Source organism: Breznakia sp. PF5-3 (genome assembly GCF_029504745.1).
Classification (GTDB): Bacteria; Bacillota_I; Bacilli_A; order Erysipelotrichales; family Erysipelotrichaceae; genus Breznakia.
On sequence record NZ_JAQFIQ010000020.1, the window covers coordinates 1 to 12,330 of the forward strand.

Here is a 12,330-nt window from a genome sequence, read left to right on the forward strand (position 1 = left end):
TGAAGATTATGAGGATATACTGAAAGCATTCAATTTAAAAGAATTAGAGCCTGATGAAGTAACATTATCATCACTGCTATTTAAGAAGAAATAAACGCTTTTAAAAGCAAATCACATAAAGAAGAAACACTTTGTAAAGAAGCAATTACAAACAAACCAAATATAGAAGTAACTTAAAGAAATTTTTGATTATGAATAAATATTTGGGTTTTCATCATGTAACCTATTTATGTACACAATAGATTTGTCACTAATAAATCTTATTCTACAACAAAAAACTTCCTGTACTAGTCGTCATACTGGAAGTTTCTTTCAGAATCATTCTGTTTTTTTAAAACTGGAATTTACTTTTTCAATTTACGATATACAATAATATATCATGTAAGGTATGGTATAATCTTAATAAAGAAATCTATATTATGATTAGAAAGGTGTAAAGTTATGGATGCATGGTTATATGTAGTATTTATTGAAAAAGGAAAAGAATATAATAAACTTACTAAAGCAATTGTCGAAAGACATGTTGAGAACTTAAGAACTTTAGATGAGGATGGAAAATTAGAGTTTTGTGGTGTATTTAAAGGCTATCCAGGAGTAGCAGGAATGTATATCTTAAAAGCTCAAAGCTATGAAGAAGCAGAAGCACTTTGCAAGTTAGAACCACTTGTAACAGAAGGGTTTGCAAAGTGTAAAATCAAAGCTATTCAGGTAGCAAACAAAGAAAATAATTATCTATTATAAAAAATTAAAAAAATATATGGAGGGATTTATGTTTGCTGTTAATACATTAGAAAAGATTGAAGAAAATGAAAAAGCATTAAACAAAGAACATGTGATTGCTTTGTTATTGGTGAGACCAAGTTTAAATGGAGCACAAGAAATTATTAATGAGTTTAATTATATTCATTTTAATTCTAAAGAATATTGCTCTGTTTATGCTGTTGGATACTCAAATGATTTAAGTTGTCGTAATCAAAAACAATGGAAGAAAGTCAGTAAAGTGGATGGAATGGATTGGTACTACAGCGATGAAGAGTTTGTTAATTTAAAAAACAACTTGGAAAAACGTGTAAACTGGAAATATAGTGGAGAAATTGAAATATTGCTTCTTCAAAGCAATCCCAAGGGAGAAAAGATTTTAAATTTTATGAATTATTTGGTAATTGATATTGATTATGGAATTAGAAAAGGATATATTGATTCTTTTCCTAGGTTCATGGAATCTTTGGTTCGTTATTCGAAAAAAGAAGTAGAAGTTGTAGCGGTGAGTAGCAATTTAAAGAAATCTAGAATTAGTGTTAAAAACATTGTTGTAGATGTGATTGAAGATTGTAAAAAGATTCCAACAGGGATAAGAAAGATTATTAAAGATCGATTGTTTTATCGAACAAGTCGATCGTATCCTAAAGATAAGTATTAAATTAATAAAAGTAGGTATAACAATATATCTATTTTTTATTTTTAATGAACGAAATTACAATGAAAGTATACTAAATATATATAGGTAAAAAAATAATAATATAAGCTTATATTTAAGCAAACATTTAATTATTGAATGAGGTTTGTTTTTTTTATACAAGGAGGGCAAAATGAAAAAAACATGGAAAGTAATAAGTGTTGTATTTACGTTGATAGTAGTATCTATGATAGGTAGTATGGTTGGTAATACAACAACGAAAGCAGCAGTTGGAGACATGGCATTATCAGTAGGGGGAGGCTTTATATCAGATCCAAATGGCGAAATAGTGTTACATGGGTATGTATATCGTGAAGATGGGACATCAACACAAGATGCAATTGTGAACAATCCGATGGAGGGAGCAACGGTTGAAATATATGCAGGTTATTTATATTTAGATGATTATGATAATCAAACACCAATTTTGACAACCCAAACCAATGCAGAAGGGTTATTTGTTGCAAAGTTAGTAGCAAATGAAAATGATCGAACAGCTTTTTCGTTTAAGATAAGTAAAGATGGAGAGAAAACAGTTTATTCGGGTGCTGCTTCAGGTGCATTTGCTTGGTGGTGGCCAAATATTAAACTTGAGACCAAAGGAGCAACCATCAATAAAAATGATGCTCTTAATTTGAATGACCTAATTGTAGGAACACCAACCTTTACATATGACACAAAAGAATTTGATAAAGATGTTGATCTTGGTGGAAATCGCAAACTGAAGTTTGTTCAGGAAATTGATAGTAGTAAACTGAAAACAGATGTTGCAGGCGTATACCAAGTGACCATTACTTATAAAGTCAAGCATTTTAATAGTGTAGGGATATCGTTTCCAATTGGAGAATATATTGATACAAAAATTGAAACCCAAGTAGTTTATGTGACAGTTTTAGAAACTGAATCCACATCAGAAGTGTGGTATGTTGATGGAAACGGGAAAGAAATTGCGTCTAAAGAAAGTTATACGGGATTGATTGGATCAAAATTTGATTTTCCGATTAAAGAAATTAAAGGATACAAATATAAGGAAGTTCTTTATCCTTCATCAAGTTCAGAAGCGAAATTTGAGACTACAAATCAAGTAATCAAGGTTGTCTATACGAAGGTGAATGAACCGATTAGTAAACCAGATGTAGCAACGAAACAAGATAGTGATGCTAGCACATCATCCTCTATCAACAATAAAGATGTAAAAACTGGAGATGAGAGTAATTTAAATCATTTGTATGGTATGTTTACAATGTCATTTGTTAGTTTGATGATACTAATATGGAATAGAAAAAGAAGTAAAAGTAAATAAGATATAAAAATAAAAGTTCTACTCTTTGTAGAACTTTTATTCATCTTCTTCTTTATGTGTTTTGCGATATTCTTTTGTGCGAAAATCAATTACTTTATTCATTTCGTAATAAAGTGGATGAGATTTTGTAGAGTTTAAATCTTTTGACATTTTTGCTGCAATCAATTCAAAGAATGGCAAATAATATAAACAACTAAAAGGTTCTTCACAAGTGTTTTCAACAGTTACAACACGTTTATTTGAAATACTTGAAGGTGTAATCATAAACACATTGTCACTCACCTTACAAAGTCCTTTATATACTTGTTGTGCATGATGACTTGTATGGTCATTATTATCGACTACAAATGCTGTATATTTTGGCGATAATTGAAGTGCTGGACCGTGTAGGAATTCATCTTGTTCATAACCAACAGCTAAAACTTTCACAGCTTCTCCTATTTTGAGAGCTCCCTCAAGGGCACTCCCATAGTTACTTCCACATCCCATTACATACACGCGATCCATTGTCATTAAACGTTTATAGTTTTTTTCAATGAAAACTTCTGTTTTATCACATACTTCTTTGTGAATTTTCATCGCTTTTTTTATTTGTTGAAGACAGTGATCAACTTGATTTGAACGTTGTAATCGTTTTGCACTATATGCAGCAAATAATTGTAAATATACAATAAGTGTTACAACTCCTAAGGTTACAAAGCCAACCGTTTCAATACCACAACCCCAATCAAATACTTTTGTAGCATATTTTTTTGCGTCACTGTTGATATCACTAGTTAAGACATAAGCATTCATATTTTTGTCTTTGAGAGCTTGTAATGCATCAATACAATTTGTGCTTGCACCACTTTGTGAGATAACTAAGACAAAATCATCCTCCTTTACACTGTGAATATCGTAGTTTGTGAAAGTATAAGGGTTTATTACACTTGTTGGTATTTGCAATGTTTCTTTTAAATAGGTACGTGCACAGTGGGCAGCAGTATAACTTGATCCAGAAGCAACTAGCATAATTTGTTTGTATTCTTTTTCACAAAATGCATCAACGATATCTTTCACTAATGCGTTTGGGTCTTTTAGATTTTCTAAAACTACTTTTGGTGTTCCATAAATATAATTTTCCATTGTTAGTGTCATTTGCATACCTCCTCTATATAGTTACTGTATGTTTTGATACGCCAATAGGGGTATCAGGATTATATCCTCTAGCAAGGGCTAATAAGCATGAGAACATCTGTGCTACAACAGCGCTAGCGAAAACTGCTTGAATACCATCGTATATATTTGGAATCATGATTTTATAGTCCCCAAGTTTACTGATTTCTTCATCATTTGTAACAATCAACGATAAGATGTTTTTTTCCTTTTTTAAACGGTCATGCAACTGCACAATCGAATCATTTGTTTTCTTGTCAGCGATAAAGAAAATGGTTGGAATAAATGATGTGGCTGTTGCGATTGGACCATGTTGATAATCACTGCTTGCATAACATCTAGCATCTAAATAGCTAGTCTCTTGAATTTTTAATTCTGCTTCTTCACATAAGCCATATAACAAACCTCTACCAAACAGTAATAAACGTTCACTGTTTCTAAAGATTGGGATGATGGCTTTTACCTGATTTTCTAAAGTGTATGCATCTTTTACGACATTCGCTAATGTATCAAGCGAATCGATTAAGCCTTGGTCTTTTGACAGGTATGCTGCTAATGCAGTGACTAAGGTAAGTTGTGTAATGTAAGATTTCGCTGCAGTAATACTTTCTTCAACACCGCATTCATTATTTAAGCGATAATCTCCAATAGTAGACATTAAAGAATCTCTTTCATTGGTGATGGAAACACAAATACCACCATCTTTTACACACTTTTCCATAACCATATAGCAATCTTTTGCTGCTCCAGATTGAGAAATTCCAACAACGAGTGCATTTTGGTAGTTGGTTTTTCCATTGTAACAAGTAACAACAGAAGGGGTAGCGGTGCTAGCAATCATATCAGAATATATTTCGATTAAGTATTTACCAACTTTTGCAGCATGATCACTACTTCCTCTAGCGGCGAATACCACTGTTTTTATTCCGCGCTTATGAACTTCATCAGCAATTTTTTTAATATGTGGAAGATTGATTTGTAAACAATTTTTAATACATACATCTTGTTCGTGAATCTCTTTCCAAAGTTTTGATGTTTCTAAACGAATCATGTATTTATCTCCTTTATAATGTCAATTATTTCTATTAAATTTATAACTTTATAATCTGCTTTTTCTTGATTATAAGAAAAACGATTATCATATTTTGCAATGCAAGTTAAACCAGCTCGCTTTGCTGCTTCAATCCCATATTCACTATCTTCAATAGCAATGCATTCATAATCTTTAAGGTTTAGATGTTGTACACAAGTTATATATATTTCAGGGTTTGGCTTGGATTCCTTAAACATATTACCACTCATGATGTCATCAAAATAGGGGGTTAGATTGCATGTTCGCAACACTTCATTGATATTTTCAACACTAGAACTTGATGCAATCATCGTTTTAAACCCTTTTGCTTTTATCCATTTCAATACATCTTTAACCTCGGGATCAAGAAGTTTTGTATAATCTATAGGATTTTGTTTATAAAAGGTATTTAACTTTGTTTCAAAGGTTTCATAAGGTATTCCATTTGCATTCATGATGGGGGTTAAAACAGCTTTTTGTTGGACGTGATTCCCACCAGCTAATGGATAGAGTTGTTCTTTGTTAAGTGAAATTTGAAATTCTTTTTCTGCCATATCTATGATTTGCTGCATATAAAAGATTTCACTGTCAATGATAACTCCATCCAAGTCAAAGATAATGGCTCTAATCATTTAAACTACCTTTTTTGCGCTGTTTGATTCAGGCATAATATCTTTAATGGTATCGGTTTTTAATGAAATGTGTTCATTAAAATCGTTGTATAGAGGGTGTTTTTCCCATCGGTTTAACTCTTCTGTGATATAGTATGCGAATAATTGGAAACAAGGGAGTACATAAAGAGGGGATAATAATGGTTCTTTCACTTCAAAAGGAATGTGTAATGTATGGTCATCTTCTTTTCTTGTTGAAACAAGGAAGGCTCTATCACTTACATATCTAGTGGCTTTATAAATTTCTAATAAACGATCACTTCCTTGATCAAGGTCATCAATTAACAAAATGGTATAATTTGGTGTTAACTGCAAGTTAGGACCATGGATGTATTCTTCAGCTTCATATACAAAACTTGGGATTTGAACGGTTTCTCCAATTTTAAGAGCACTTTCGTTAGCAATTCCTAGACCTTGCGAGAACCCAACACTATAACATACACTCATAGCAGTTAGAGCTTTTCTATGTAGTTTGTAGAACGCATTTGTTTGCTCTTGCATTTGCTTGTGATAAACAGGTGTTTTTTTCATTTCTTCAAGCACAGAGTCATATACGTTGGTTTCAATTTTTTTAGTTGCTAAAGCAGCTTCTAAAGCGAATAGCATTAAGAACTCTGCTAAGGTAGTTACACCTTTTGTAACGTAACCAACCGATTCTACTCCAACTCCATAATCAATCATTGGGTCTGCATAATCTTTGAAATCAGAATTGGCATTACCAGTGATTCCAATTGGATTATATCCCATAGTTTTTAATTTTTTTAACGCATCAATCGAATTGGTTGAACAACCGCTTTGAGAGATGACCATCGCAAAATCATTTTCTTTCAACTTATCTTCACCAAAGTTAAATGTACTTGGGGTTACGATTTTCACATCACAGTTCAAATACTTCATCATAAATGGCTTTGCACAACTACTACCATTAGAACTAGAGCCAGAAGCAATGATCCAGATAGTATCATATTCTTTAGCAGTATACAGATCCACCATTGTTTTTGTAAGAGCTTTACGATTCTGAATGTTCTTTTCGATCTGTTCAGGTGTCTCTTTAATATAAGTAAGCATCGTAGGTTTGTTGTTTGTTTTCATATAGTCCTCCTTATTACAATGTCAACAAAAATTATAATAACAATATTACAAATATATTATATCAAACTAATTACAAAAGGGAAGATATGAATTTAAAAAAATCGAACAAATAATCTAGATATTGTAAATAAACCTTTAAAATAAAGGTTATAGTCATATTTTAATAAAGTCAAAACAGAAAATATGTTATATTCAAAATTAAAAATAATTAATAAATTTGTAATAACATATTGACAAATTGTCATGACAAAGTTATTCTAATGTCATAAGGTACCTTTAAACAACTGAGAGAGGTGATAATGTATGACAGAACCAAATATTGTGTTTGCACGAATTGACAATCGTTTGGTGCATGGACAAGTTGGTAACTCTTGGGTTGGAGCTGTAAATTGTAATTTGATTGTAGTTGCAGATGATCAATGTGCGGAAGATAAAATTCAACAATCATTAATGAAGATGACAGCCGATTCGGCAGGAGTAGGAATTCGTTTTTTCACATTACAAAAAACAATTGATGTAATTCATAAAGCGAATGCGAATCAACATATTTTTATTGTGTGTCAAAATCCTGATTCAATGCGTAAATTGATTGAAGGTGGCGTACCAATTAAAGCAGTAAACGTTGGTAATATGCACGTGAAGCCAGGTAAAAAAGTTTATCATGAAGCACATGTATATGTAGACGATAAGGATTTAGAAGATTTTGAAGCTATGAAGAGTAAAGGGGCAGAAGTATATATTCAAATTGCTCCAGGAGACAAAAAATATAAAATTTAGATAGGGGGAATTACTATGGAAATAACACTATTTCAAGGTTTAATGTTAACCGTTGTTGGGTTTATATGTGGTTTAGATCAGTGTTGGGAAGCATTCTTTTGGTTTCGACCAATGGTTGTTTCTTTCTTAGCAGGTATTGTCTTAGGTGATGTGCAGCTAGGAGTGGCATGTGGAGCAGTAGCAGAATTATCATACTTAGGACTATTGAGTGTAGGAGGTACCGTACCTCCAGATCCATTAATGGCTGGTATGATGACAGTGGTCATTGCATACACGACTGGTCAATCCGCAGAAACGGCAATCGGACTTTCACTACCATTTGCTTTATTAGCACAATGGATGGGAATTTTCTTCAACACTGTATATGTGGGGATTGCTCATAGATGTGATAAATTGGCAGCTGAAGGGGATGCTAATGGATTTAAAAGAATTGTATATGCAGGGATATTAATTAAAACATCAGCGATTGCATTGCTTGTATTCTTATGTACATATGCATTGCAAGCTCCGATTCAATCTTTTGTAAATACATTCCCAGAAGAATTGATTCACGGGTTTGAAATTGCTGGAGGATTATTACCTGCAATTGGTTTAGGTTTACTTTTGATGGTTACTTTGAAGAAAGAAAATGCACCATATTTATTCTTAGGATTTATTATGGCAACATTCTTAGTAATGCCAAATGTAATGCCAATTGCGATTGTCGGTGTTTGTTTAGCATTTATTAATTACATGTATGAAAAGAAAATTGATAATGCATCTGCAACGGTAACAGTAAATGATATTGGAGGTGAAGAAAATGGCATCTAGTCAAAAGCGAGGAAAACTTACAAAAAAAGATATTACTCGGATGGGATTATATTCTATCATTGAACAATCAGCATTTAGTTTTGAACGTATGCAAGCGCCAGGATTCACATTATCTATGTTACCTGCATTTAAAAAAATATATGGAGACTCAAAAGAAGATTTAGCAGAATTCATGACGTACAATATGGAGTTTATGAATACAGAGCCTCATATGGCAACATTCTTAATGGGATTAATTCTTTCAATGGAAGAAAATGGGGAAGATCGCAAATTGATTGAAGGGATTCGTAATGGTTTGTTTGGACCATTTGCAGGATTAGGAGATGCTATCTTCTGGTTTACATTATTACCAATTTCGGCAGCAATCTGTTGTTCATTGGCACAAGATGGTTCCGTATTAGGACCAATCTTATATATTGTAATTTGGTTTATTGCAGCGATATCTAGAGTATTCTTTGCGAGATTTGGATATAACCTAGGAGTTAAAGCGGTATCAAGAATTTCGGAAAGTACAAAATATTTAACGAAAGCTGCAGGAATTTTAGGTGTTATGGTAGTTGGTGGTTTAATTCCATCATATATTAATGTAGCGTTTAGTGAAAACTTAAAATTTGGTCTAGGGGAAGGAACTACTGTACAAAGTGTATTTGATAATATTTTACCTAACATTCTTCCGTTAGCGTTTGTATTCTTAATTTATTGGTTATTTAAGAAAAAGAATGGAAATGTACTTATTATTATTTTAGGAATCATTGCTTTCAGTATTGCAATGTCATTCTTAGGTTGGATGTAAAATGCAAAACATAGCTCCATGTAATGTGGGGCTATCTTTATCGAAAAAATAGGAGGATATAATGAATAATTTTAATGAAATAAAGATGTTAGAAGATGGTGCATTTATTTATAATCGTAGAAGTGAAATTGAGCAAATAGCAGATGCTGTATGTGAAAAGGGCTTTTGTAATATTTTGTTTTCGTCAGTGGGTGGAAGTCAGGCGATGATGGATCCATTCCAAATTTTTATCGATGAAATGAGTGATATTCAATCATTCTCAGAATTATCAAGCACACTTATTTTTGGTGAAAACAATCAAATTAGTAAAGATACTTTAGTGTTTATGTCTAGTAAATCAGGGGATTCTAAGGAAACGGTGGCAGCGGCTGAGTATTTGAAAAAGATTGGTTGTACGATTGTTTCAGTTGTAGGGATGCCAGATTCAAAGATGGAGAAATTGAGTGATTATTGCTTTGTTTATAAAGATGGAAGACCACAAGAATTAGTAATGTATTTGTTGATTGGAAAGATTTTATATAATAAAGGCTTTTTTAAAGATTATATGAAGTTTGCAAAAGAGTTAGAGCAATTACCTGCTGTATTAGTTGCAGTACGTAAGCAAGCGGATGCACAAGCGCTTGCTTATTGCGAAAAATATTATGCAGAACCATACAATATCTGGATTGCTTCAGGTAGTTTGTGGCCTGTTTGTTATGCTTATGCAATGTGTGTATTGGAAGAAAGTCAATGGATTCGCACCAAATCTGTATCGAGTCCAGAGTTTTTCCATGGAACCTTGGAATTGGTGGAAAAGGACGTATGTTGTACATTGTTAATTGGCGAAGGGAAAACACGAAGTATTGATTTGCGAGTAAAGAAATTTATTGAAACATATAGTGATAAAGCAAACGTTTTTGATTGTGCAGATTATGCTTATCCAGGAATATCAGATGAATTCAGATCTTTATTATCTCCCGTTGTAATGAATGCAATTCTACAAAGGATTTCAAAGAATATGGAAGTTGTTACTGGACATTCTTTGGATATCCGAAGATATTATCGTAAAGTAGAATATTAATGAAAGTATTAGGATTAGGAGATAATGTAGTAGATGTATATCGGAATTTAGAAAAGAGTTATCCTGGTGGGAATGCATTAAACAATGCAGTAAATGCAGCTAAATTAAATTATCAAAGTGCTTATTTAGGGAATTTTGCAGATGATATGTATGGAGAATACATGCAATTTATTTTAAAGTCCATGGGGATTGATATTTCAAAGTGTGTTTGTATTCATGATAGCACTACTAAAAAGTGTATTGTTGATGTATTTGAAGGGGAACGAAACTTTGTAGGTGTTGATTTGGGTGAGCATTATGCAGGATGTATTAATATTACAGCTCAACAACAATCATATATTGAAGATTTTGATATTATCTTTACTAGTTGTAATGCTAAGATTGAAGAACAGTTATATAAATTGGCAAAGGTGAAAGGAATCGTTAGTTATGATTTTGGTGAAAAAGAAAAATATCGTACAACCACATATCTTTCTAAAGTACTTCCTTACATTGATTTTGCACAGTTCTCAATCAATGGTATTTCTGCAGAGGAAGCATTAGCGCTTGTTAATCAACTGCAAATTGATAAGCCAACCTTGATTACGCGAGGTGGGGAATCACCTATTTTTATATATCAAGGGACTTATTATTTAGGAAAAATGCATAAAATAAAAGCCAAAGATACTATGGGGGCAGGAGATGCGTTTATTACCAAGTTTATAACGCAATTATATACTACAACTAAGGGTGACAAATTAGCGGAAGAACAGATTGGAAAAGCACTTCATGATGCAGGATTATATGCTTCAGAAGTTTGTAAGATAGATGGAGGATTTGGGTTTCCATACTTGAAATATAATCTTCAAGGTGTCTTATTTGATATGGATGGTGTACTTGTTGATAGTGAACAATATTGGGTGGAAATAGCAGAAAAAATTCTTTATCAACACGGATATCACTTTAATGAAATTGACAAAGAACGATATTATGGTTGTTCTTTAAAGCAAGAGGTTGAATTAATTAATCAATATATAGAAATTTCAGAAAAGAATTTTCTTGATCAAAAACAAACGATGGTAGAACGATATCCATGCGACTATCAACAGATGTTGATGCCATATGCGAAAGATTTGATTATATGGTTAAAAAGCAAGGGTGTAAAATTGGGTATTGTTTCATCAAGTACTAGAAAAGAAATAAATGAAATGCTTATACAATGTCAGTTACAAGATGTTTTTACTGTGATTGTTTCTGGAGATATGGTAAAACATTCCAAGCCGAATCCTGAAATTTATCAATATGCTATGAAAGAAATGAAAATAACAAATGATAAAGTAATTGTAATAGAAGATTCTGGTTATGGAATAAAGGCAGCACAAGAAGCGGGATTGAATGTAATTGCAATGAAGAATCAAGCAAATAATCAAGCATTAAAAGAAATGAATGTGTATTTTGCTTCTCATGATGATATAAAAACGTATTTAACGTTCATAAGTAAAGATAAAAAACTATTATGTCCTAGCATGATGTGCGCAGATTATGGCTCGTTAAAAGAGGAAGTTTTAAACTTAGATGCAGCTGGTGTAGATATTTTTCACTGTGATGTAATGGATGGTAGTTTTGTACCAAATATGACGATGGGCATAATGGATATAAAGACGATTCGAAAGTATACAAAGAAGATGATTGATGTACATTTAATGGTTGAAAATCCTTTGGCAAAGATGGATTTATTTATTGATGCTGGAGCTGATATCATTTATATTCATCCTGAGGCGGAACGCTATGTAATTAAAGCGATTATGTATATTAAATCAAAAGGAAAACTTGCAGGGATTGCAATTAATCCAGATACGAGTGTGGAAACGATTAAAGAGATGTTGAAGCTAGTTGATTATGTCATGATAATGAGTGTAAATCCAGGATTTACAGGACAAGATTTTATAGAATTTACAATTGATAAAATTAAGCAATTAGCAGAAATAAAAAAACAAAGACCGTTTAAGTTGATTGTTGATGGTGCGATAACGATAGAGAAAATGAAGCGTTTAAATGTGCTTGGTGTTGATGGCTATGTGCTTGGAACGAGTTCTTTGTTTAAAGAAAATGTGAATTATAAAGAACAAATGAAAAAATTAAGAAATTTATAGGAGGTATAT

The 12,330-nt window shown here is 32.3% G+C and carries 12 protein-coding genes; 8 read left to right on the forward strand and 4 right to left on the reverse strand.

The window, feature by feature from the left end; all coding sequences use genetic code 11:
* Positions 1-441: 441 nt before the first annotated feature.
* The 3 genes from M2475_RS06105 (at position 442) to M2475_RS06115 (ending at position 2,759) form a co-directional block, all read left to right on the forward strand.
* Entirely contained in the window at positions 442-741 is a 300-nt protein-coding gene (locus M2475_RS06105) for a YciI family protein (RefSeq protein WP_277490269.1), read from the forward strand.
* 28 nt (positions 742-769) lie between these two features.
* Entirely contained in the window at positions 770-1,420 is a 651-nt protein-coding gene (locus tag M2475_RS06110; RefSeq protein ID WP_277490271.1) for a hypothetical protein, read from the forward strand.
* 169 nt (positions 1,421-1,589) lie between these two features.
* Positions 1,590-2,759 carry a MucBP domain-containing protein gene (locus M2475_RS06115; RefSeq protein ID WP_277490272.1) on the forward strand — a complete coding sequence of 390 codons (1,170 nt, stop codon included), beginning with the start codon at positions 1,590-1,592 and terminating at the stop codon, positions 2,757-2,759.
* A gap of 36 nt (positions 2,760-2,795) precedes the next feature.
* On the opposite strand, the gene M2475_RS06120 is transcribed toward M2475_RS06115, so the two are convergent.
* From M2475_RS06120 to M2475_RS06135, 4 genes are read right to left on the reverse strand one after another with little or no spacing between them, the layout of a single operon-like run.
* Positions 2,796-3,896: an SIS domain-containing protein gene (locus tag M2475_RS06120; protein WP_277490273.1), complete on the reverse strand. Its 1,101-nt coding sequence runs from the start codon at positions 3,894-3,896 to the stop codon at positions 2,796-2,798.
* A gap of 13 nt (positions 3,897-3,909) precedes the next feature.
* Positions 3,910-4,965, reverse strand: a complete 1,056-nt coding sequence (locus M2475_RS06125; RefSeq protein ID WP_277490274.1) for an SIS domain-containing protein — start codon at positions 4,963-4,965, stop codon at positions 3,910-3,912.
* Entirely contained in the window at positions 4,962-5,618 is a 657-nt protein-coding gene (locus tag M2475_RS06130) for an HAD family phosphatase (RefSeq protein ID WP_277490275.1), read from the reverse strand. Before M2475_RS06130 ends, M2475_RS06125 begins: the two co-directional genes overlap by 4 nt.
* The gene (locus M2475_RS06135; RefSeq protein WP_277490276.1) at positions 5,619-6,749 is read right to left on the reverse strand and encodes an SIS domain-containing protein; all 1,131 of its coding nucleotides are present in this window, start codon (positions 6,747-6,749) and stop codon (positions 5,619-5,621) included.
* Between the two features lie 303 nt (positions 6,750-7,052).
* On the opposite strand from M2475_RS06135, the gene agaB reads away from it, so the two are divergent.
* From agaB to rpe, 5 genes are all read left to right on the forward strand, one after another.
* The gene (gene agaB, locus M2475_RS06140) at positions 7,053-7,526 is read left to right on the forward strand and encodes a PTS galactosamine transporter subunit IIB (RefSeq protein WP_277490277.1); all 474 of its coding nucleotides are present in this window, start codon (positions 7,053-7,055) and stop codon (positions 7,524-7,526) included.
* A 15-nt stretch (positions 7,527-7,541) separates the two neighbouring features.
* Positions 7,542-8,336 carry a PTS sugar transporter subunit IIC gene (locus tag M2475_RS06145; protein WP_277490279.1) on the forward strand — a complete coding sequence of 265 codons (795 nt, stop codon included), beginning with the start codon at positions 7,542-7,544 and terminating at the stop codon, positions 8,334-8,336.
* On the forward strand, positions 8,326-9,129 hold the full coding sequence (locus M2475_RS06150; protein WP_277490280.1) for a PTS system mannose/fructose/sorbose family transporter subunit IID: 804 nt from the start codon (positions 8,326-8,328) through the stop codon (positions 9,127-9,129). Before M2475_RS06145 ends, M2475_RS06150 begins: the two co-directional genes overlap by 11 nt.
* A gap of 61 nt (positions 9,130-9,190) precedes the next feature.
* A complete protein-coding gene (locus tag M2475_RS06155) occupies positions 9,191-10,189 on the forward strand; it encodes an SIS domain-containing protein (protein ID WP_277490281.1) in 999 nt (332 codons plus the stop codon).
* The gene (gene rpe, locus M2475_RS06160) at positions 10,189-12,321 is read left to right on the forward strand and encodes a ribulose-phosphate 3-epimerase (RefSeq protein WP_277490282.1); all 2,133 of its coding nucleotides are present in this window, start codon (positions 10,189-10,191) and stop codon (positions 12,319-12,321) included. Before M2475_RS06155 ends, rpe begins: the two co-directional genes overlap by 1 nt.
* Positions 12,322-12,330: the final 9 nt, after the last annotated feature.